This window comes from Bacillus cereus group sp. BfR-BA-01430 (assembly GCF_022663115.1).
Classification (GTDB): domain Bacteria; phylum Bacillota; class Bacilli; order Bacillales; family Bacillaceae_G; genus Bacillus_A; species Bacillus_A cereus_BD.
This window is the reverse complement of the sequence record NZ_JAKUEW010000003.1, coordinates 205149-228139: the sequence shown is the minus strand read 5'-3', so window position 1 is coordinate 228139 and position 22991 is coordinate 205149. Positions and strand designations below refer to the sequence as shown.

Genomic DNA, 22991 nt, shown 5'->3' with positions numbered 1-22991 from the left:
GTTTTTATATGTGGAAAAATATGATTTTGGAAATTGGAGATATACTGAAAAGTGTTAATTATAAGCTGAATACACCCGCAACGGATACTGAAGTTCAGAGATTAAGAGAACATGCAAAAGAGAAATTTAATGTTGATTTACCGAGTGAATACGAAGAATTTCTTAAAACCGTAAATGGTTTAGACTTTGATGGATTGGTACTTTACGGAGTCGATTCTCCTTTATTAGAAACAGAAAAAGATGAACAAATTTGCGGCTTTATAGACACGAATGAGATTTGGTATGAAAATGAATTTCAAAAAGAGTATCTTTTCTTTGGGGATTCAAATATTGCGTGGTTTTGCAAAAACTTATCAGACGGTACTTATCTAGAACTTGATAAACCATCAGGTACGGTAATGAATGTATATAATGATTTTAATACAATGCTTGAGGAAGCGTTAAAAATAACCCTTCTTTAATAGGAGGACTATATTATGAATAATGTTACTTAGATTGGAATAAATAAAAAAGAAATTACAGATGAACATATTCAACAAGTATAATAATATTTGGGTGTTAAATTTCCTATTAATTTTATTGAATGGATGAAAAAATATGACGGTGGTTATCCACGTCCTAAAATATTTGATATACCTAATCAAGATGAAAATGTGTTTAGTAAACTTTAACTTTTAATTTAGAGAGTAGAAATTCCATTATTCAAGTATATGAAGGTATAAAAGACAGATTAGTAGATAAAGTATATCCTTTTGGTAAAGATTCATTTGGAAATCACTTATGCTTTGATTACCGAAATAATCTTGAAGCCCCGACGGTTGTATTTTGGGAACATGAGGGAGAAGAGATGGAAAAAGCTATTTTACCTGTTTGTTCATCTTTTACAGAATTGCTTAATAGCTTACGTGATTTTGAAGACGAGGACGAATCATGAATCATGAATTATGAGTAACAAAAGTAAGACTTATGCGTAATTTGCATAAGTCGTTTTAATATATTAGCCAACAGTTAAGAGGAAGTTGGATTCATCCTATTTTAATGCTTCTTTTTCAAATGATTTTTGTTGAGCCTGATGGTATAGATAGAAGTATTTCCATTACAGTTCTCGTGATATAATGATGAAAGGTATTCGAAAGGGAGCGAAAGAAGGGTAGTAAAAAGTCCTGCAAATACAGGACTATATTATTTTTCATCGTTATTTTGTTTTTCTAATTCAACTAGTTTTTGAATTAAAATATGCTGCGGCATATGCATAAGTTGTTCAAGTGGAACACCTAACGCTTTTGATAGACGAATTGCAGTATCCGGAGAAATTTGTAATGGTCTCATAGAAGTACCTCCTTTTTCGTATAGTATAGCATAGATTGGAGGAGTAAAGATGACTCTTATATTTGCGCATCGCGGTGCAGCGGGTACGTACCCAGAGAACACAATGATTTCATTTGAAGCTGCGGAATCTTTTGGAGCAAATGGGATTGAATTAGATGTTCAACTCACGAAAGATGGAAAAGTTGTTGTCATTCATGATGAAACGGTTAATCGGACAACGAATGGAAAAGGAGCAGTGAGAAATTACTTATATGAAGATTTAAGAAAGCTAGATGCAAGTTATAAGTTTAATGAAAAAGTAAGCTTTTGTCCGATCCCTTTATTAGAGGAAGTATTAGATTGGATGAAATCCAATTCATTGCTCCTGAATATTGAACTTAAAAATAACAAAGTTCCTTATAGAGGACTGGAAGAGGAAGTCATTACACTTGTGAGAAAGTATAGTTTTGAGGAACGGGTTATTTTGTCATCATTTAATCATTACAGCATGAAACATTGTCATATGATGGCACCAGATATTCAAACAGCGATTTTATATCGAGAAGGATTACATAGTCCTTGGGCATATGCGCAAAAGATGGGAGCAACTGCAATTCATCCAAATTATCGCTATCTTCAAGATGCAATTGCGGAGTTAACAATGGAGAGTGGAGTAGAGGTTCGTCCGTATACAATTAATGATGAGACAGTGATCCGTAAATATTTTGATATGAATATTTCCGCGATTATTACAGACTATCCGGAAACGGCTAGAGCGCTGTTGCAAGATAAAAAATGAGACCTTTCGTGAGAAGGGTCTTCATTTTTATCCCGCTATTTTAGGGCAAATCGATTGGTAAGGGCTCATCATCAGTGGAGGATAAAGAAAACTGCCGCTAATTAAAGTTTCATTTTATCTTATTATTTTACTCGTATCATGTAAAGGGTTGCTTTATCTTCTGAAGCGGGCCTGTACTTTGTTTCGTTTTCGATCACGGTGCAAAATGAAGCCGCCAAAAAGATAAAAACCGACAGCGAAACAACATGCGCCAATTAAAAATTGTAGCCATAATACAGAGAAGGGGGAAAGCAGGATGCCGAATACAGTATCTCTCATTAATTTAATCCCTAACATGGCTAATGAAATCGGAATAAGTGCTAGGAGAAGGGCAAAGTAACGTTGCATAAAAAATCTCCTTTTCAGATAATTTTGTATATATTAAATGATGAAATATAAAATGGGTGTTTGTCAAGAGAAAGAAGAGCGAGTAAGATAAAGGTGTGAAAAAGCTTGCAGAGGTACTTCGAAAGGAAGTGTAATGTATGAAACAAAAAGTTCTCATTATCGGAGCAGGTGAAGGTGGAAGTACAATATTAAGTTTGTTACAACGCTCAAATATATTTGAAATGATTGGAATTATTGATATAAATCCAAATGCGAAGGGATTGCAACTTGCAAAAGAGCAATCTATTCCAACCGGAGACCATATAGAGCCGTTTTTAAAAAAACATATTGACGTCATTTTTGATATGACGGGGGATGATTATTTACATAAAGTTCTTTTAGCGAAAAAGCATGAACATACATTACTAATACCGGGAGATATTGCTAAGATTGTTACGAAACTCGCGCATGAGAAAGAAGATTTAATTGAGAAATTAAAAGCTCAAACGCAGCAGAAAGATTTGATTTTAAATTCTACACATGATGGTATGATCGTTGTGAATAAAGAAGGGATTATAAAGTTATTTAATAAAAGTGCAGCGCGAATGACAGGTTATACAACAAGTGAAGCTACTGGGAAATATATTTTAGAAGTAATTCCGACAAGTAAATTACTTCGAATTTTACGGACAAAACAAATCGAAGTAAATCAGGAACTTACATTGGATAATGGAAAAAAGATTATTACGACACGCATTCCGATTTTGAAAGAGGATGGAGAAGTTCAAGGGGCATTTGCAGTTTTTAAAGATATTACTGAAGTTGTAAACTTGGCAGAGGAAGTTACGGATTTAAAAGAAATACAAACGTTACTAGAAGCAATTATTTATTCATCTGAAGAAGCAATTTCTGTTGTAGATGAGAAAGGGAGAGGGATTGTCATAAATCCTGCCTATACAAAATTAACAGGTCTGACAGAGGAAGATATAATTGGAAAACCTGCAACGACTGACATTGTAGAGGGGGAGAGTATGCATATGAAGGTACTTCGTACGCGTAGGGCTGTGCGAGGAATTCATATGAAAATTGGACAAAAAAAGCGGGATGTAATTGTAAATGTTGCCCCGGTTATTGTTGATGGCATATTAAAAGGTAGTGTAGGGGTGATTCGTGACGTCTCGGAAATACAAAAATTAACAAATGAATTACATCGAGCGAGACAAATTATTCGAACACTAGAAGCAAAATATTCTTTTGATGATATTGTTGGAACTTCGGATGAAATGATGGCGGCGATAGAGCAAGCGAAACTTGGGGCAAATACGCCAGCGACAGTATTGCTTCGAGGAGAATCAGGAACAGGGAAAGAATTATTTGCGCATGCGATTCATAATGGCAGTAATCGAAAATACAATAAATTTGTTCGTGTAAACTGCGCTGCAATTTCAGAAAATCTGTTAGAAAGCGAATTGTTTGGCTATGAAGAAGGAGCATTTTCTGGGGCAAAAAGAGGCGGGAAACGAGGACTCTTTGAAGAAGCGAACAATGGAAGTATATTTTTAGATGAGATTGGAGAATTATCTGCTAATACACAAGCGAAGTTACTTCGAGTGCTACAAGAAAAAGAAATTGTAAAAGTTGGAGGAACGAAAGCAATTCCAATTAATGTAAGGGTGATTGCTGCAACTCATGTAAATTTAGAAAAAGCGATTTTGGAAGGAGAATTTCGAGAAGATTTATATTATCGTTTAAATAAAATTCCCATTCAAATTCCTTCTCTTCGCCAACGGAAAGAGGATATTCCTTTTATCGCAGAAAGATTAATTCAAAAGATTAATCAAGATTATGGGCGTAATGTGGAGGGGTTAACAAAAGCAGCAATTGAGTATTTACAATCGTATGATTGGCCTGGGAATGTGCGAGAACTGGAAAATATTTTAGGACGAGCGATTATTTTTATGAGTTACAACGAAGTTTATATTGATGTACATCATTTACCTTCTTTACATAAAGATGAACAAGTGGAATTGAAGGCGAATCGTTTATTACCAGAATTAGAAGAAAAGCCCCTTGAACATTTAGTTACAGAGTTTGAGGGGAATATTATCCGGGAATATTTAGATAAATTTAATGGCAATAAGACAAAAACGGCAAAAGCTTTAGGGATTTCAGTACGAAACTTATATTATAAGTTAGAAAAATATGAGTCTGCAAAAAATAGCATGCAATAAATTGCGTACCATGCAATTTATTGCATGGTGTATAAAAAACGACAATTTAGGACAGAATATTCTGTTATTTTTTAGAATGTTGATTTTACTATGTTTTGTATGCGTTTTCATTATTGGTAAGACCACTTTGAAAAGTTGGCACGGTATTTGCTTTATACATAGATGAGGGACGACGGAAAGGGTTGATTACAAAATATGAAGTTAAAACACTTAGTTGATCGAGTAGCAGAACAGCCAAAGAAAACGGTGGCTGTAGCAGTAGCTGAAGATCATGAAGTAATTGAAGCGGTAGCAAAGGCAATTCAATTACAGTTAGCTCAATTTCGTCTATATGGAAATCAAGAAAAAATTTTGAGTATGCTACAAGAATATCATTTACAATCATCTGAAGACATTGAGGTGATTGCAGCACTTTCTAGTGCTGAAGCTGCAGAACTTTCTGTTAAAGCTGTAAGAAATGGTGAAGCAGATGTACTTATGAAAGGGAACATTCCTACAGCAAATATATTAAAGGCAGTATTAAATAAAGAGTGGGGGCTTCGTAAAGGCGGCGTTCTTTCACATGTTGCAGTTTTTGAGGTTCCGAATTATGATCGCTTTATTTTTGTTACGGATGCAGCGATGAATATTGCACCTGATGTAACACAAAAAGCAGCTATTATACAAAATACTGTGGAAGTTGCCCGGGCAATAGGGAATGATTTGCCGAAAGTAGCTCCAATTGCAGCTGTGGAAGTGATTAATCCAGCAATGCAAGCGACAATTGATGCAGCGATGTTAACACAAATGAATCGCCGTGGACAAATTAAAGATTGTATTGTGGATGGACCACTCGCTTTAGATAATGCGATATCTCAAATTGCAGCAGAACATAAAGGTATAGCAAGTGATGTAGCAGGTAAGGCAGACATTTTACTCGTCCCAACAATTGAAGCTGGAAATGTGCTATATAAATCACTCGTTTATTTTGCAAAGGCAAATGTAGGAGCGATGATTGCGGGCGCAAAAGCACCGATTATATTAACATCACGTGCTGATTCAGCAGAAACAAAAGTATATTCGTTAGCTTTGGCAGTTGCCACTGCTTCTAAATAAACCAATAAGGGTAAAACAATTAGGGGGAAATGACAATGGCATTAGAAATATTCGAATACTTAGAAAAATATGATTATGAGCAAGTAGTATTTTGTCAAGATAAAGAATCTGGATTAAAAGCAATTATTGCAATTCATGATACAACACTTGGACCAGCTCTTGGTGGAACAAGAATGTGGACATATGATTCTGAAGAAGCGGCGATTGAAGATGCACTGCGTCTTGCAAAAGGGATGACCTATAAAAATGCAGCAGCTGGTTTAAACCTTGGTGGTGCAAAAACAGTTATTATCGGTGACCCAAGAAAAGATAAAAGCGAAGCGATGTTCCGAGCGCTTGGACGTTACATTCAAGGGTTAAACGGACGCTACATTACAGCAGAAGATGTTGGTACAACAGTAGATGATATGGATATTATCCATGAAGAAACAGATTTTGTAACAGGTATTTCACCTTCATTCGGTTCTTCTGGAAATCCATCGCCAGTAACTGCATACGGTGTATACCGTGGTATGAAGGCAGCTGCGAAAGAAGCTTTTGGCACAGATAGCTTAGAAGGTAAAGTGATTGCTGTTCAAGGTGTTGGAAATGTGGCGTATCATCTTTGCAAACATTTACATGCTGAATCAGCACAATTAATTGTTACAGATATTAATAAAGAAGCAGTACAACGCGCAGTAGAAGAATTTGGAGCAACAGCAGTAGAACCAAACGAAATTTATGGCGTTGAATGTGACATTTATGCACCATGTGCGTTAGGTGCAACAGTTAATGATGAAACAATTCCACAATTTAAAGCAAAAGTAATCGCAGGTTCTGCCAATAACCAATTAAAAGAAGAACGTCATGGTGATATCATTCATGAAATGGGAATTGTATACGCACCAGATTATGTTATTAATGCAGGCGGCGTAATTAACGTAGCTGATGAGTTATATGGATACAATAGAGAACGTGCATTAAAACGTGTAGAGTCTATTTATGACACAATCGAAAAAGTGATTGAAATTTCAAAACGCGATTCTGTTCCAACTTACGTGGCAGCAGATCGTCTAGCTGAAGAGCGTATTGCAAGCTTAAAAAATACTCGTAGCACATATTTACGCAACGGTCACGATATTATTAGCCGTCGCTAATCTTTCATATACAACTTCTACAAAAGCTGTGGTTACCTCTCGTGAGGTTTCCACTGTCTTTTGAATTTATAGGTGGGGGTAGCAACATTGTCGGTAAATCGAATCCTTGTTATTAATCCTGGTAGTACATCTACAAAAATAGGTGTTTTTGATAATGAGAGACCTGTTTTAGAAGAAACGATTCGCCATGATACAGAAGAAATTAAAAAATATAAGCGAATTATTGATCAATATGAATTTCGAAAAGAAACAATTCTAGAAGTTCTTCATTCTCATGGCATCAATATTTCGAAATTAAATGCTGTTTGCGGTCGTGGAGGATTGCTTCGTCCTATTGAAGGCGGTACATATACAGTGAACGAAGCGATGTTAGAAGATTTAAAAAATGGATATAGCGGCCATCACGCTTCTAACCTTGGTGGGATTTTAGCCTATGAAATTGCTTCAGGATTAAATATTCCTGCATTCATTGTTGACCCAGTTGTCGTAGATGAAATGGAGCCAATCGCTCGGATTAGTGGAATTGCTGGTATGGAACGAAAAAGTATTTTTCATGCATTAAATCAAAAAGCGGTAGCGCGTAAAGTTGCAGCAGAACTTGGGCGTAAATATGAAGATTTAAATGTAATTATTGCACATATGGGTGGCGGAATTACCGTTGGTGCTCATAAAAATGGAAAAGTTATTGATGTAAATAATGGTCTAAATGGAGAAGGACCATTTAGTCCAGAGCGCGCTGGGACAGTGCCTGTAGGTCAATTGATAGAAATGTGTTTTTCTGGAAATTATTATCGCGATGAAATGATGAAAAAGATTGTTGGACAAGGCGGCTTAGTAAGTCTTATTGGTACAAATGATGCAATTAAAGTAGAAAATATGGTTGAAAAAGGTGATCCTGAAGCAACTCTTATTTACAAAGCAATGGCTTATCAAGTTGCGAAAGAAATTGGAGGAGCAAGCGCAGTTCTTCATGGGAAAATCGATGCAATTGTATTAACTGGTGGACTTGCGTATAGCAAAATTCTAATAGATGAAATAAAAGATAGAGTGAACTGGATTGCCGATGTCATTGTGCATCCTGGAGAAGATGAGTTACAAGCATTAGCGGAAGGAGCACTTCGTGTACTACGGGAAGAAGAAGCTCCAAAAGAGTATGTTGTACGAGAAAAAGAAACGGTAGCTAGGGGTTGAGATAATGGCAAAAGAATATGATTTAGTCATCGTTGGCGGCGGAACAGGTGGATATGTTGCTGCTATTCGTGCATCGCAGTTAGGGCTAAAAACAGCTCTTGTTGAAAAAGATAATCTTGGTGGTACGTGCTTACATAAAGGGTGTATTCCAAGTAAGGCTTTACTCCGTAGTGCGGAAGTATATGCAACTGCTAAAAAGGGAGAAGAGTTTGGTGTTGTGACGAGTAATGTAGAGTTGAATTTTGCGAAAGTACAAGAGCGTAAGGAAAAAATTGTCGCTCAACTTCATAAAGGTGTTCAGCACTTAATGAAGCAAGGGAAAATTGATGTGTATGAAGGCATTGGCCGTATACTAGGTCCATCGATTTTCTCTCCGATGCCAGGAACAATTTCAGTTGAATTTGCAAATGGTGAAGAGAATGAAATGTTAATTCCGAAAAACGTAATTGTTGCAACTGGTTCCCGTCCAAACTCGTTACCTGGATTAGAATTAGACGGAGAATACGTTATGTCCTCGGATCATGCTCTAAAAATGGAAACGCTTCCTAATTCTATTATTATTGTTGGCGGTGGCGTAATTGGAATCGAATGGGCATCTATGCTTGCTGATTTTGGTGTAGAAGTCACTATATTAGAATATGCAAAACATGTTCTTCCACTTGAGGATCAAGATGTGTCAAAAGAAATGCAACGTCTTTTAAAGAAAAAAGGAATTAAAGTGGTGACTGGTGCAAAAGTATTACCAGAAACATTAGTAAAAGATAATGGGGTAACCATTCAAGCAGAACATAATGGTGAAAAGAAAGAATTTCAAGCAGAAAAAATGCTTGTATCTGTGGGAAGACAAGCGAATACACAAAATATCGGATTGGAAAATACAGATATTATTGTGGAAAAAGGATACATTCAAACAAATGAATTTTACCAAACGAAAGAATCCCACATTTACGCGATTGGTGATGTAATCGGGGGATTACAACTTGCACATGTTGCTTCACATGAAGGAATCGTTGCTGTAGAGCATATTGCTGGAAAAGATGTTATGCCAATTGATTACTCTATGGTATCGAAATGTGTGTATAGCAATCCAGAGGTTGCATCTGTTGGTTTAACAGAACAAGAGGCAAAAGAGAAAGGCTATAAGCTAAAAGTAGGTAAGTTTTCATTCCGTGCAATCGGAAAGGCACTTGTATATGGAGAGTCAGATGGATTTGTGAAACTTGTAGTTGATGAAGAAACAAATGATATTCTTGGTGTCCATATGATTGGCCCACATGTAACAGATATGATTTCTGAAGCTGGCCTTGCAAGAGTGTTAGATGCAACACCTTGGGAAGTAGCACATACAATTCATCCGCATCCATCATTATCAGAAGCGATTGGTGAAGCAGCATTAGCTGTAGATGGAAAAGCGTTACACGCATAAAAATGTGGATTTAGGAGGTTATGAAAAATGGCAGAAGTAAAGGAAAAACGCCATGAAGCGCTTGGCTTAAGTGATGAGCAAGTATTAGAAATGTACCGTACGATGTTACTTGCACGTAAAATTGATGAACGCATGTGGTTATTAAACCGTGCGGGTAAAATTCCATTCGTAATTTCTTGTCAAGGACAAGAAGCGGCGCAAGTAGGATCCGCGTTTGCACTTGATCGAGAAAAGGATTATGTATTGCCTTACTACCGTGATATGGGCGTAGTATTAACATTTGGTATGACAGCAAAAGAACTGATGTTATCTGGATTTGCAAAAGCGGAAGATCCAAACTCAGGTGGCCGTCAAATGCCTGGTCACTTTGGACAGAAGAAAAATCGTATTGTAACAGGATCGTCTCCGGTTACAACACAAGTACCACATGCTGTTGGGATTGCTTTAGCGGGAAAAATGGAGAAAAAAGATTTAGTAACGTTTGTAACATTTGGTGAAGGTTCTTCTAACCAAGGTGATTTCCACGAAGGTGCGAACTTTGCTGGTGTACACAAGCTACCTGTCATCTTTATGTGTGAAAATAACAAATATGCAATTTCAGTACCGCTTGAAAAGCAACTAGCATGTAAAAATGTATCAGATCGTGCGATTGGATATGGTATGCCAGGATATACGGTAGACGGAAATGATCCACTTGCAGTATATGAAGCTGTAAAAGAGGCAGCAGAACGCGGAAGACGCGGTGAAGGCCCAACGTTAATTGAGACTGTATCATATCGTTTAACAGCACATTCCAGTGATGATGACGATCGTGTATATCGCGATAAAGAAGAAGTGGAAGAAGCGAAGAAGAAAGATTCAATCTTTACATTTGCTGCTTATTTAAAAGAAGTAGATTTATTAACAGAAGAATCTGAAAAACAAATGTTAGATGAAATTATGCATATCGTAAATGAAGCAACAGAATATGCAGAAAATGCTCCGTATGCAGCACCTGAAGATGCATTGAAGCACGTATACGCAGAATAGGGGGGAACGTTTCATGGCTGTAATGTCTTATATTGACGCGATTACATTAGCAATGCGTGAAGAAATGGAACGCGATGAGAAAGTATTTGTATTAGGAGAAGACGTTGGTAAAAAAGGTGGCGTATTTAAAGCGACAACTGGATTGTATGATCAATTCGGCGAAGATCGTGCGCTCGATACACCGCTTGCAGAATCTGCAATTGCAGGAGTAGCAATCGGAGCGGCGATGTATGGTATGCGTCCGATTGCGGAAATGCAATTTGCTGATTTTATTATGCCAGCGGTGAACCAAATTGTGTCTGAAGCAGCAAAAATTCGCTATCGTTCTAATAATGACTGGACTTGTCCATTAACGATACGTGCACCATTTGGTGGCGGTGTTCACGGTGCTTTATATCATTCACAATCCGTAGAAGCATTATTTGCAAACCAACCGGGTTTAAAAATAGTAATTCCTTCTACGCCACATGATGCAAAAGGATTATTAAAAGCGGCGATTCGTGATGAAGATCCGGTATTATTCTTTGAACATAAACGTGCATATCGTTTAATTAAAGGCGAAGTACCAGAAGATGATTACGTATTACCGATTGGAAAAGCAGATGTAAAACGTGAAGGCGATGATATTACTGTTATCACATATGGATTATGTGTTCATTTTGCTCTTCAAGCTGCTGAAAAGTTAGCAAAAGATGGCATTTCTGCACATATTCTTGACTTGCGTACTGTATATCCATTAGATAAGGAAGCAATTATTGAAGCTGCTTCAAAAACAGGTAAAGTTCTTCTTGTAACGGAAGATAATAAAGAAGGAAGTATTATGAGCGAAGTATCCGCGATTATCGCTGAAAATTGCCTGTTTGATTTAGATGCACCAATTGCGCGTCTTGCAGGTCCAGACGTTCCGGCGATGCCATATGCACCAACAATGGAAAAATTCTTTATGGTAAATCCAGATAAAGTTGAAAAAGCAATGCGTGAACTTGCGGAATTTTAATCGGGGGGACTATACATGGCTGTAGAAAATATTACAATGCCTCAGCTCGGGGAGAGCGTAACAGAAGGTACAATTAGCAAATGGCTTGTAAATGTTGGGGATCATGTGAATAAATATGATCCAATCGCAGAAGTAATGACAGATAAGGTGAATGCAGAAGTACCATCTTCTTTCACCGGGGTTGTGAAAGAGTTAGTTGCAGCAGAAGGAGACACACTTTCTGTAGGTGAAGTTGTTTGTGTCATTCAAGTAGAGGGCGCAGACGAAGTAGCAGCAACAGCTGTAGAAGAGAAAGCGAAAGAGGAACCAAAAGCAGAGGTTGCCTCGGCTGAAAAAGTAGCAAAAGCAAAGCAACCAACTGACGGGAAACCTCGTTATTCTCCAGCGGTATTAAAACTTGCGGGTGAACATAATATTGATTTAAATGTAGTAGAGGGTACAGGAGCAAATGGGCGCATTACACGTAAAGATATTTTGAAACTTGTGGAATCAGGAAATATTCCGCAAGCAGGTACGAAAAAAGAGGAAGTAGCTGTATCAACACCTACTCCTCAAGAAGCACCAAAAGCAGAAGAGAAAATAGCAGTACAAAAAACAGAGGCAAAACCAGTATCTGTACCAACCGCACCTGGTGACATTGAAATTCCAGTAACAGGTGTGCGTAAAGCAATTGCTGCGAATATGTTACGCAGTAAACATGAAGCACCTCACGCTTGGATGATGATTGAAGTAGATGTGACAAATCTTGTATCGTATCGTAACTCAATCAAAAATGAATTTAAAAAACGCGAAGGTTTTAACTTAACATTCTTTGCATTCTTCGTAAAAGCAGTTGCACAAGCGTTAAAAGAATATCCACAAATTAATTCTATGTGGGCTGGTGATAAAATCGTTCAGAAGAAAGATATTAACCTTTCTATCGCTGTTGCAACAGAAGATGAACTATTTGTTCCAGTGATTAAACATGCAGACGAAAAAACAATTAAAGGAATTGCTCGTGAAATTACAGAGCTTGCAACGAAAGTTCGTACCAAATCATTAAAACCAGATGAGATGCAAGGCGGTACATTTACAATTAATAACACAGGGTCATTTGGTTCTGTTCAATCTATGGGTATTATTAACCATCCACAAGCTGCTATTTTACAAGTAGAATCAATTGTGAAACGTCCGGTTATTATGGATAACGGCATGTTTGGTGCACGTGATATGGTTAATTTATGTTTATCGCTTGATCATCGCGTACTTGACGGTTTGATCTGTGGCAAGTTCTTAGGTCGAGTGAAAGAGATTTTAGAAAATACGTCAGCGGATCATACATCTGTATATTAATAAAAAGCTCGCGGAATGCGAGCTTTTTTACATTTATACAAAAGGTTATATCTTTCATTTCTATCTTAATATCTGACAATGAGTCATAATGTATGAAGAATTTATGAAAATACATTGCTGATATCTGGTATATAGATATAAAATAAAAAAAGAATCATTTTTTTGCCAAATCTTACTGATGAAACTATAGTATAATATATTGTATTGTATGAAAAAGAGAGTTATTCTATATAAGTGTTTTATAGATAATCTGTAATCAGTCGTCAAAATATGCATAATGTTGACTCCTGGTTTTTTATTTTGCTGTAACAATGTTTCAGGAGGATGTCATGAAAAGAAGTACCGAATTTCTAAAAAGTTTAGATGTAAAGTTAATTTTAATTTTGTTTGCACTATGTGTTACAAGTATAGCAGCTATATATAGCAGTCAACAAACTGGGCAGTATGGGGATTCAAACTTCGCTTTGAAACAAGGTGTAAACTACATAATAGGGGTTGTATTGTTACTCCTTGTTGCCAGCGTCGACTTAGATCAACTGCAAAAATTGTCCTGGCCACTCTATATTGTTGGGTTTGGGTCATTAATAATTTTGAAGATATTGCCAACATCGAGCTTTACACCTGAAAAGTTAGGGGCAAAAAGATGGTTTATTTTCCCTGGTATTGGACAAATCCAACCATCCGAGTTTTTCAAAATTTCATTGCTTCTCATCGTTGCAAGTTTAGCGGTGAAACATAATGCACAATATGTGATCCGGACATTTCAAACAGATTTAATATTAGTAGGAAAGATTATGCTAGTGTCACTTCCTCCTATGGTAGTTGTATATAGTCAACCAGATACAGGTATGGTGTTCTTATATGCAGCTGCAATCGCGTGTATTTTGTTTATGTCAGGGATTCAAAAGAAGTTAATTGCATTATGTACAGTTATTCCGGTGACGATATTGTCTACATTAATATTTATATACGTAAAATATCCGGATTTTTTCTTTAATAAATTAGTTACGATGTTAAAACCTCACCAGCAATCACGTATTTTAGGTTGGTTAGATCCATTTGAACATACAGATCAAGGATATCAAACCCAGCAATCCATTTTAGCTGTTGGCAGTGGAGGAATGGAAGGAAAAGGATTTGGCGGCGGAAATGTCTATATTCCGGAGAAACATACTGACTTTATCTTTGCTACGATTGCTGAAGAAGGTGGATTTATCATTGCTGCTCTAGTTGTATTCTTGTTTCTTTTACTCCTTTATCGAACAATTATTATTGGTTATTCTGCTGATAATCTATTTGGTACACTATTATGTGCTGGAACAATTGGCATATTAACGATTCAAATCTTCCAAAATGTTGGTATGATTGTTGGGTTAATGCCTGTAAAAGGAATCGCACTTCCATTTTTATCATATGGAGGGAGTTCTTTATTCTCGAATATGATTATGATGGGGCTTATATTATCGGTACGGAAAACATATAAAAAGTATATGTTTTCTGTGAAGTGAAATCTTTGAAAGAAGTTGGTTTGTTTCAGAACAGATCAACTTCTTTTTTCATATATTCTTTCAATCAGCAAGCGTGTACAGTTGATAACCTTCTATAGAACGGGCGATTTAGGGCCATTGCACAATTGAGGTGTTGTATTCATATGATTGTTATTTGCTATGATGAACTGTAGTTCAATGATTAGGATGTTCATATTTGTTCTTTTTCTAGCATACGTGCTAGTTGAATAGGGAAGATAAAATTCCATTCAAACTGTTCTATTAACAACAATTGCTGAAAGAGAAACAATAAATATTTTGTGAAAGAAATGAAAGATACACGCGTTTTACCATTTTTTACATATGATACAATGGTGTGGACAAAGAAATAACAAAAGGGAGGTGTTTCGATGGGATATGTAGAGGAGTTACGAAAAGTAGTTGGCCATCGTCCTTTAATTTTAGTTGGTGCTGTTGTACTTGTAATCAATAAAAAGGGAGAAGTTTTATTACAACAAAGAACAGAGCCATATGGAAAATGGGGATTGCCTGGTGGTCTAATGGAACTTGGCGAATCACCAGAGGAAACAGCTTACCGCGAAGTATATGAAGAGACAGGGATTCATGTCAAGAATTTGCGTTTAATTCATGTATTTTCTGGAGCTAACTATTTTACAAAACTAGCAAACGGAGATGAATTCCAATCGGTAACAACAGCTTATTATACAGATGAATATGAAGGAAACTTCAATATGAATACAGCAGAAACTGTTCAGCTTACATTTTTTTCAATAAGAGAACTTCCTGATTATATTGTAGGATCACACAAAAAAATAATTGAAACGTATGAAAAAATAGAAAAGGAAAATAAAAACGCGATATAATAGCTGTAGAAATACAAAAACACAGTTCGGTTGGTAGTCCGGGCGCATATGAGTATGTCAGTAACCTTCCCCTCCGGGATGTCCAGTATTTCTGAATCTTTTTTTAGGAGGGGCTGTCGATGGAATTGACAGTATATCACGATGGTCAATACTTTGTTGGAATTATTACGAAAAAAGAAAAAGGAAAATTGTATGGAGCGCGTTATATTTTTGGAACAGAGCCATCAGATGAGGAAATTCTCTCATTTGTCAATGGAAAGATGTTCACGTATTTTCAAAATTTTGCTTGCTATGGGGTTGAAGTGAGAACGAAGCAAAAGCCAAAAAATATAAAGCGTCTTATAAGGCAAGCAGCAAAAGAAGTAAATGTTTCTCGTCTTACAAAAGCACAGGAAGCAATCCAATTGTCATATGAATTGCGTAAGAAAGAGAAACAGGTGCTCGCAAAGGAACAACGTGAAGCAGAGAAGCGAAGAAAACGTCTTATGAAAGTACAAAAGGCAAAGCAAAAGCGTCGTGGTCATTAAGAAAAAATCTTAGAGCCTCTTGCTCTAGGATTTTTTTTAGATTTAACAACAAAACAAGTAAGTTTACTTGTTTTTCGGAAATAGTTACTGGTAAGATACAAATAGGTACACTTAGAGGAGGGAACATTTTGATTAACTTTAATTTTTTTATGAATGATGTCGTTCGTCAAGCTCGCGAAGAAATCGTCTCCGCTGGATATACAGAATTAACAACGCCAGAAGCAGTTGATGAAGCATTGAAAAGAAAAGGTACAACACTTGTAATGGTAAACTCTGTATGTGGCTGTGCAGGTGGCATTGCCCGCCCTGCTGCTGCACATTCTGTTCATTATGATAAACGTCCAGATCATCTCGTAACAGTATTTGCAGGGCAGGATAAAGAAGCAACAGCACGTGCACGTGAATATTTTGAAGGATATCCACCTTCTTCTCCATCTTTTGCCTTATTAAAAGACGGAAAAATTGTCACAATGGTAGAGCGCCACGAAATCGAGGGGCATGAGCCGATGCAAGTCATTGAAAAATTACAATCTTATTTTGAAGAGAACTGTAAAGAACTATAAGAAAACAAAAAGGTCCGTATACGATAATGTATACGGACCTTTTTGTTATGTACATGAGGTTGAGTAGATATAAAATTATTTTTATACAAGTTTTATGCATAAAAATAATTTTTTTTCTTATTTTAAACGTTTTTATATTTATTTTTATTTTAATTATTGCATAAAAATAAAATTACTGTTACAATACAAACAACGAATAAAAATTCTTATAAACTGTTAAATATACGATATTAGGGGGAAGAAATATGAAGAAGGTATTATCGATTTCGTTTGCACTCATTTTCATTTTAAGTATGTTTAGTGCGTGTAGTAAAGGAGAGGAAAAAGAAGTAGGTGCTGACAAAAATAAAAAGGTGCTTATTATGGGGACTTCAGCAGATTATAAACCGTATGAATATGTGGAAGCATCAAAAAGTGATGAGATTATTGGATTTGATGTAGATATTGCAAAATATATTGGAAAAGAACTTGGATATGAAGTGAAAGTAAAAGATATGGATTTTGGCGGATTGTTAGCGTCGCTTAGTTCAGGAAAAGTAGATTTTGTTATGGCGGGTATGACACCAACAGCAGAGCGTAAAGAAAATGCAGATTTCACAGATATTTATTTCGTTGCGAAAAATATGATCGTTTCCAAGAAAGATTCTAATATTAAGTCATTGCAAGATTTGAAAGGGAAAAAGGTAGGGGTACAAACAGGTTCTATTCAAGAAGAAAAAGCAAATGAGTTCAAAAAACAAGTGGACTTTAAAGTGGAAGGACGCGACCGTGTACCAGAAATTGTACAAGAAATTAAAGCAGGACGTTTTGATGCTGCTATTTTAGAAGATACGATTGCTAAACATTATTTAGAAAAGGTAAAAGGTTTACAAGGAATTGAAATTCAGGAAGCACCAGAAGAAGTAGGGGCATCGATTGCTCTTCCGAAAAATAGCGATAAAACAGCAGAGTTTAATAAAGTGATTCAGAAGATGCAAAAAAATGGTGAAATGGATAAATTAGTGGAAAAATGGTTTGGCAGCGAAAAATAAGCTGCCTTTCTATTTTCTGAGAGAGGAATGAACAAACATGAATCTAGATTTTTCGGCAATTACGCCGTCGATACCATATATATTAAAAGGACTAGAAGTTACATTAAAAATTGTAGCTGTTTCAGCTTTAATTGGTTTTATGTTAGGGACACTATTAGCTCTTTGCAAGATTGCTAGAATCCGAGTTTTAAATGTTGCAGCTGATATATATACATCCATATTTCGTGGAACACCACTTGTTTTACAATTAATGATTATATATTTTGGTGTACCACAAATGATTGGATATGATATTCCAGCTTTTTTAGCCGCAGTCATTGCATTTAGCTTAAATTCAGGCGCATATATGTCTGAGGTCATTCGCGCCGGGATTCAAGCGATTGATAAAGGACAGACAGAAGCAGCGATGGCGCTAGGTGTACCGTATGGGAAAATGATGAGACATATTATATTGCCACAAGCATTAAAAAATATATTACCTGCGCTTGTGAATGAATTTGCAACACTTACGAAGGAATCGGCTGTAGTGACAGTAATTGGTGCAACAGATTTAATGCGTCGTGCTTATATTGTGGGCGGTGAAACATTTAAGTATCTTGAACCATTACTTTTTGTTGGGCTTGTTTATTATATTTTAGTGATTGTACTTACATTAGTTGGGAAAACAATTGAAGGGAGAATGAAGAAAAGTGATTAAGATTGAAAACCTTCATAAATCATTTGGAGAAAATGAAGTATTAAAAGGAATTACGACAACAATTAAAAAAGGAGAAGTTGTTGCAATTGTTGGGCCATCTGGATCGGGAAAATCAACTTTTTTACGTTGTATGAACGTATTGGAAACACCGACAAGCGGAAGTGTTTGGATCGGAGATAAAGAAGTAACAAATTTGAAAACGAATATTATGAATGTACGTGAAAATGTCGGAATGGTATTTCAACATTTTCATTTATTCCCACATATGACCGTGCTAGAAAATATTATATATGCTCCTGTGAATGTAAAAGGGATAGCGAAAGAAATTGCGGAACAAAAGGCAATGGAATTATTGGAAAAAGTAGGACTACTAGATAAGAAGGATGCATATCCAAATCGCCTATCTGGGGGACAAAAGCAACGCGTGGCCATAGCTAGAGCATTAGCTATGGAACCGGAAGTGATGTTATTTGATGAACCAACTTCTGCACTGGATCCTGAGATGGTAAAAGAAGTATTGGAAGTAATGAAATCATTAGTGACCACAGGGATGACGATGGCAATTGTGACACATGAGATGGGGTTTGCGAAAGAAGTAGCGGATCGTGTCCTTTTCTTAGATGGTGGGAAACTCGTTGAAGATACAACTCCGCAGCAATTTTTTACAGAACCAAAGAGCGACCGTGCAAAAGTTTTTTTACAAAAAATATTGTAATATGTCAAAGTTAAGTGAATAATAAAAGAAAAGGATGACAGTTTGTCGTCCTTTTTTTATACTTATCGTAAATACGTTTATACATATAGGAGCAATGATATGTTTAAAATCGGATATCGTACAGTAAAAACAGCAGTTGGAACAGGAATCGCTGTCTTTCTTGCTCAGCTTTTTGGATTAGAGTTTTATAGTTCAGCAGGGATTTTAGTGATTTTATGTGTACAAAATACAAAGCGAAAATCACTGCAAGTATCGTTACATCGCTTTTTAGCATGTGTATTATCGATGGCATTTTCATTTTGTATTTTTGAGACAATTGGTTATACACCACTTGCTATTAGCTTATTGCTGCTTACTTTTATTCCAACAGCGGTTATGTGTAAGATTCAAGAAGGAATTGTGACAAGTTCCGTTATTGTTATGCATCTTTATTCATTAAAACATATTACTTGGTCAGCGATTGGAAATGAAGTTGCCGTATTAACGATTGGAATCAGTGTCGCTTTATTAGTGAATATGTATATGCCGAGTGCAGAAAAGAAATTAAAGGAATATCAAGAGCAAGTAGAATCGAATTTTAAAACGATTTTATTTGAGATAGCAGCATACTTACGCAAGCGAGATCGTACGTGGTCGGGAAAAGAATTAATTGAAACAGAGGAAATTTTGAAACGAGCGAAGGATGTATCGTTCAAAAAGTTAGAAAATCAATTTATGCGAGAAGATGATTATTATTATCGATATTTCGATATGCGCTTTCAGCAATTTGAAATTTTAGAGAGAATTATGCCGCTTGCTGCTTCATTATCTTGGTCTTACGAACAAGCGGAAATGATTGCAGAAGTGATCGAAAATGTTGGGAATTCGATTCGTCCTGAAAGTACAGGGTTAATTTCACTTAGACAGCTTCAAGAGATGCGCGAATTGTTTCGAGAAATGCCTCTTCCAGAGACACGTGAGGAATTTGAAATACGTGCAAAACTTTTTCAACTCGTATATGAAATGGAACAATATTTACTCATTAAAAGCCGATTTAAGGGAAAGGATAATATAAAAGAGCTTATATAAGGAGGCAGGAGTTGCATATGCCATTTCTTATCTCGTTATTATTACTTTTTTCCCTTTCTCCCATTTGGCCCCTTGGTGATAATCCGCGAGTTGGAGATCCTTTCATTATTGTAAATAAAGAGAACAATAAACTTGCTTATATTAACGATGGGAAAATTCAAAATGTTTTTCCTGTTGCAACTGGAAAAACAAATGAACTCACACCAGAGGGAACATTTGATATTGTGATGAAAGCAAAAAATCCTTACTATATTGCAAAAAATATTCCAGGAGGATCACCGAAAAATCCACTTGGATCGAGGTGGATGGGATTTAATGCAAGAGGGACCGATGGAAGCAAATATGGTATTCATGGTACAAATCAACCGAGTTCTATTGGGAAATATATTTCACAAGGATGTATTAGGATGAAGAAACATGATGTGGAATATTTATTTGATCGTGTTCCAATCGGAACAAAAGTATGGATTGTCAAATCGAAGAAATCCTTCTCGCAGCTGGCGAAAGAAAAAGGAGCGATTCGCTAGAGAGAGTCAATCATATAAGGTAGATGTTCTTTACATGTACCTTATATGATTGATATGTGTGCATGTTCATGCGTTAATGAAGATATATAGAGATAGTAAGAAAGGAATTGCTTATATGTATGTGAATTCAAAAATTTCGTACGCGCAATTTTTAATTGGTTTTCTATTCATTATTACCTTTATATTAGCGATTTTTAATATATGCACTTTTTTTGTATCTATTCTATTTATGGCATTGTTAAATTTAACATTTGTAGTTGGAGCATTTCAGCAAAAACAGTATACAAGTTTTGTGATGGCTCTTATGATGATGTTTTCGTTTAGTATTGTAGCAATTTTGTTAGTAATAAAGTAGATCTCCATTTTGTTTAATCAAACAAGGCTGTTATTTTCTATGAGAATATACAGCCTTGTTTTTATTATAGAGATAAAGTGCAACTTTAATTAGCGAGAGTTTTGCTGCTCACCAATAGCAGGATAAATACACTTTTTTACCAAAACATACTTGCACCAGCGAGTAATGTTGTTACAAGCATGGAAATAAGCATGATATATACCATAATTTTTTGTGCTTTTTTATTCATAATGGGCCTCCTTGCAGTCATTACAAGTTTATTGTAACGAGAAACGAAAGAAGGGACAAGGGGAAAGACAAAGTTTGGGAAGTGTCTCGGAACATAACAGGAAAATTTGCAATACATAGAGAATATAAAAAAAGTAAGGAAATACTTTTAACAGTTTTGTAAGCTGAAGGATGGAGATACGATGATGAAAATATATGAAACAGAGCGTTTACAATTAAGAGAAATTGATGAGTCGTATGCAAAGCAAGTTCTTCAATATTACGATAAAAATCGTGATTTTTTAAAAGCATGGGAAGAATATAGACCAGATGATTTTTTTACATTAGAGTATCAAACAAAACGACTTAAGAAAGATAGAAAAGAAGCAGCAGAGGGGAAAATAATCCGACTATGGATATTTAAAAAAGAGGATGATACAAATATTATTGGCTGTATTTCGTTCAATTTAATTGTGAGAGGTGTTTATCAATCATGTGTTCTTGGCTATAAATTGGATAAGGATGAATTGAATAAAGGATATACAACAGAAGCGCTTAGAAAGGCAATTGAGGTAGCTTTTCAAGAAGCTCGTTTACATCGAATTGAAGCGCCAATTATGCCTCGAAATTTAGCATCGATTCAAGTTGTCACAAAACTTGGATTTCAATATGAAGGTGTATCTCGAAAAATGTTAATGGTCAATGGAGTGTGGGAGGATCATATGCGATGGGTTCTTTTAAATGAGTCAAAGTAAACAGATGGTTATATAGATGTGCGAACCATCTGTTTTTTGTCATGTATTTCGAAAATTTCGCGAAATTCTGTTATAATGAATAGTGTACATACATAATGGTAGTGCAGGAGGCGCAGTTTTTATGATTAATCAAGAACGTTTAGTCAATGAATTTATGGAATTAGTACAAGTAGATTCTGAAACAAAATTTGAGGCGGAAATTTGCAAAGTGTTAACAGAGAAATTTACCGCTCTAGGTGTTGAAGTATTTGAAGACGATACAATGGATGTAACGGGACATGGTGCAGGTAATCTTATTTGTACGTTACCAGCAACAAAAGAAGACGTAGATACAATTTACTTTACTTCTCATATGGATACAGTAGTTCCAGGAAAAGGAATTAAGCCTTCTATTAAAGATGGGTATATTGTATCTGATGGTACTACAATTTTAGGATCAGATGATAAGGCAGGATTAGCAGCGATGTTTGAAGCAATCCGCGTTTTAAAAGAAAAGAATATTCCGCATGGGAAAATTGAGTTTATTATTACAGTTGGCGAAGAATCAGGTCTTGTCGGTGCAAAAGCATTAAATCGCGAACGCATTACAGCGAAATATGGTTATGCGTTAGATAGCGATGGAAAAGTTGGTGAAATTGTAGTTGCAGCACCAACGCAAGCAAAAGTAAATACAATTATTCGTGGGAAAACAGCACATGCTGGTGTAGCGCCAGAAAAAGGCGTATCTGCTATTACAATTGCAGCAAAAGCAATTGCCAAAATGCCACTTGGACGCATTGATTCTGAAACAACTGCAAATATCGGGCGGTTTGAAGGGGGAACACAAACAAATATCGTTTGTGACCATGTGCAAATTTTTGCGGAAGCACGCTCTCTAGTAGAAGAAAAAATGCAAGCGCAAGTTGCGAAAATGAAAGAAGCGTTTGAAACTACTGCACAAGAAATGGGCGGTCAAGCAGAAGTGGAAGTAAAAGTTATGTATCCAGGGTTTAAATTTGCAGATGGCGATCACGTTGTAGAAGTAGCAAAACGTGCAGCTGAAAAAATTGGCCGCACACCATCTCTTCATCAAAGTGGTGGCGGAAGTGATGCAAACGTAATTGCTGGACATGGTATCCCAACAGTGAACTTAGCAGTAGGGTATGAGGAAATTCATACAACAAACGAAAAAATTCCTGTTGAAGAACTTACAAAAACAGCTGAATTAGTTGTAGCAATTATTGAAGAAGTAGCGAAATAATTGTAAGGAAAATAGAAAGAGCGTG

General features: G+C 36.1%; 25 protein-coding genes and 1 pseudogene. 23 read left to right on the top strand and 3 right to left on the bottom strand.

Annotated elements, in window-relative coordinates; genetic code table 11:
- Nucleotides 1–8 precede the first annotated feature (8 nt).
- A complete protein-coding gene (locus MR058_RS09470) occupies nt 9–461 on the top strand; it encodes a YrhA family protein (RefSeq protein WP_242143724.1) in 453 nt (150 codons plus the stop codon).
- 69 nt (nt 462–530) lie between these two features.
- Nucleotides 531–934 (top strand): annotated as a pseudogene (locus MR058_RS09465) (SMI1/KNR4 family protein).
- A 248-nt stretch (nt 935–1182) separates the two neighbouring features.
- On the opposite strand, the gene MR058_RS09460 reads toward MR058_RS09465, so the two are convergent.
- Nucleotides 1183–1329 carry a YycC family protein gene (locus MR058_RS09460; protein ID WP_242143723.1) on the bottom strand — a complete coding sequence of 49 codons (147 nt, stop codon included), beginning with the start codon at nt 1327–1329 and terminating at the stop codon, nt 1183–1185.
- 49 nt (nt 1330–1378) lie between these two features.
- Between MR058_RS09460 and MR058_RS09455 the strand changes: the two genes are divergently transcribed.
- Nucleotides 1379–2107 (top strand): glycerophosphodiester phosphodiesterase, encoded by a 729-nt coding sequence (locus MR058_RS09455; protein WP_242143722.1) that lies wholly within the window; start codon nt 1379–1381, stop codon nt 2105–2107.
- A 153-nt stretch (nt 2108–2260) separates the two neighbouring features.
- On the opposite strand, the gene MR058_RS09450 is transcribed toward MR058_RS09455, so the two are convergent.
- Nucleotides 2261–2494 carry a DUF2627 domain-containing protein gene (locus tag MR058_RS09450; RefSeq protein WP_242143721.1) on the bottom strand — a complete coding sequence of 78 codons (234 nt, stop codon included), beginning with the start codon at nt 2492–2494 and terminating at the stop codon, nt 2261–2263.
- A gap of 137 nt (nt 2495–2631) precedes the next feature.
- Here MR058_RS09450 and MR058_RS09445 point away from each other — a divergent pair, with 137 nt between their 5' ends.
- From MR058_RS09445 to MR058_RS09360, 18 genes are all read left to right on the top strand, one after another.
- Nucleotides 2632–4704: a sigma-54 interaction domain-containing protein gene (locus tag MR058_RS09445; protein ID WP_242143720.1), complete on the top strand. Its 2073-nt coding sequence runs from the start codon at nt 2632–2634 to the stop codon at nt 4702–4704.
- Between the two features lie 195 nt (nt 4705–4899).
- Nucleotides 4900–5799: a phosphate butyryltransferase gene (gene yqiS / locus MR058_RS09440; RefSeq protein WP_242143719.1), complete on the top strand. Its 900-nt coding sequence runs from the start codon at nt 4900–4902 to the stop codon at nt 5797–5799.
- Nucleotides 5800–5834: 35 nt separating this feature from the next.
- Complete coding sequence (locus MR058_RS09435; protein WP_242143718.1) at nt 5835–6935, top strand: Leu/Phe/Val dehydrogenase; 1101 nt, start codon at nt 5835–5837, stop codon at nt 6933–6935.
- Nucleotides 6936–7022: 87 nt separating this feature from the next.
- On the top strand, nt 7023–8126 hold the full coding sequence (gene buk / locus MR058_RS09430) for a butyrate kinase (protein ID WP_242143717.1): 1104 nt from the start codon (nt 7023–7025) through the stop codon (nt 8124–8126).
- Nucleotides 8127–8130: 4 nt separating this feature from the next.
- Complete coding sequence (gene lpdA, locus MR058_RS09425) at nt 8131–9552, top strand: dihydrolipoyl dehydrogenase (protein ID WP_242143716.1); 1422 nt, start codon at nt 8131–8133, stop codon at nt 9550–9552.
- 27 nt (nt 9553–9579) lie between these two features.
- The gene (gene bfmBAA, locus MR058_RS09420; protein WP_242143715.1) at nt 9580–10581 is read left to right on the top strand and encodes a 3-methyl-2-oxobutanoate dehydrogenase subunit alpha; all 1002 of its coding nucleotides are present in this window, start codon (nt 9580–9582) and stop codon (nt 10579–10581) included.
- A gap of 13 nt (nt 10582–10594) precedes the next feature.
- Nucleotides 10595–11578, top strand: a complete 984-nt coding sequence (gene bfmBAB, locus MR058_RS09415) for a 3-methyl-2-oxobutanoate dehydrogenase subunit beta (protein WP_242143714.1) — start codon at nt 10595–10597, stop codon at nt 11576–11578.
- A 15-nt stretch (nt 11579–11593) separates the two neighbouring features.
- Nucleotides 11594–12910: a dihydrolipoamide acetyltransferase family protein gene (locus tag MR058_RS09410; RefSeq protein WP_242143713.1), complete on the top strand. Its 1317-nt coding sequence runs from the start codon at nt 11594–11596 to the stop codon at nt 12908–12910.
- 329 nt (nt 12911–13239) lie between these two features.
- Nucleotides 13240–14418 (top strand): FtsW/RodA/SpoVE family cell cycle protein, encoded by a 1179-nt coding sequence (locus MR058_RS09405; RefSeq protein ID WP_242143712.1) that lies wholly within the window; start codon nt 13240–13242, stop codon nt 14416–14418.
- Between the two features lie 389 nt (nt 14419–14807).
- Nucleotides 14808–15281 (top strand): NUDIX hydrolase, encoded by a 474-nt coding sequence (locus MR058_RS09400; protein ID WP_242143711.1) that lies wholly within the window; start codon nt 14808–14810, stop codon nt 15279–15281.
- A 119-nt stretch (nt 15282–15400) separates the two neighbouring features.
- Nucleotides 15401–15808, top strand: a complete 408-nt coding sequence (locus tag MR058_RS09395) for a YjdF family protein (RefSeq protein WP_242143710.1) — start codon at nt 15401–15403, stop codon at nt 15806–15808.
- Nucleotides 15809–15957: 149 nt separating this feature from the next.
- Nucleotides 15958–16371 (top strand): BrxA/BrxB family bacilliredoxin, encoded by a 414-nt coding sequence (locus MR058_RS09390; RefSeq protein ID WP_277926509.1) that lies wholly within the window; start codon nt 15958–15960, stop codon nt 16369–16371.
- Nucleotides 16372–16616: 245 nt separating this feature from the next.
- Complete coding sequence (locus tag MR058_RS09385) at nt 16617–17402, top strand: transporter substrate-binding domain-containing protein (RefSeq protein ID WP_242143709.1); 786 nt, start codon at nt 16617–16619, stop codon at nt 17400–17402.
- 37 nt (nt 17403–17439) lie between these two features.
- Entirely contained in the window at nt 17440–18099 is a 660-nt protein-coding gene (locus MR058_RS09380) for an amino acid ABC transporter permease (protein ID WP_242143708.1), read from the top strand.
- Entirely contained in the window at nt 18092–18814 is a 723-nt protein-coding gene (locus MR058_RS09375) for an amino acid ABC transporter ATP-binding protein (protein WP_242143707.1), read from the top strand. Before MR058_RS09380 ends, MR058_RS09375 begins: the two co-directional genes overlap by 8 nt.
- Nucleotides 18815–18913: 99 nt before the next feature.
- Nucleotides 18914–19882, top strand: coding sequence for an aromatic acid exporter family protein (locus MR058_RS09370; protein WP_242143706.1), 969 nt, complete (start codon nt 18914–18916; stop codon nt 19880–19882).
- 17 nt (nt 19883–19899) lie between these two features.
- Nucleotides 19900–20409 carry a L,D-transpeptidase gene (locus MR058_RS09365; RefSeq protein ID WP_242143705.1) on the top strand — a complete coding sequence of 170 codons (510 nt, stop codon included), beginning with the start codon at nt 19900–19902 and terminating at the stop codon, nt 20407–20409.
- A 115-nt stretch (nt 20410–20524) separates the two neighbouring features.
- Nucleotides 20525–20764, top strand: a complete 240-nt coding sequence (locus tag MR058_RS09360) for a DUF3894 domain-containing protein (RefSeq protein ID WP_242143803.1) — start codon at nt 20525–20527, stop codon at nt 20762–20764.
- Between the two features lie 136 nt (nt 20765–20900).
- Here MR058_RS09360 and prli42 read toward each other — a convergent pair whose 3' ends face one another.
- A complete protein-coding gene (gene prli42, locus MR058_RS09355) occupies nt 20901–20993 on the bottom strand; it encodes a stressosome-associated protein Prli42 (protein WP_087095325.1) in 93 nt (30 codons plus the stop codon).
- A 184-nt stretch (nt 20994–21177) separates the two neighbouring features.
- Between prli42 and MR058_RS09350 the strand changes: the two genes are divergently transcribed.
- A complete protein-coding gene (locus tag MR058_RS09350) occupies nt 21178–21726 on the top strand; it encodes a GNAT family N-acetyltransferase (RefSeq protein WP_242143802.1) in 549 nt (182 codons plus the stop codon).
- Nucleotides 21727–21847: 121 nt separating this feature from the next.
- Entirely contained in the window at nt 21848–22966 is a 1119-nt protein-coding gene (locus tag MR058_RS09345; RefSeq protein WP_242143704.1) for a tripeptidase T, read from the top strand.
- Nucleotides 22967–22991: the final 25 nt, after the last annotated feature.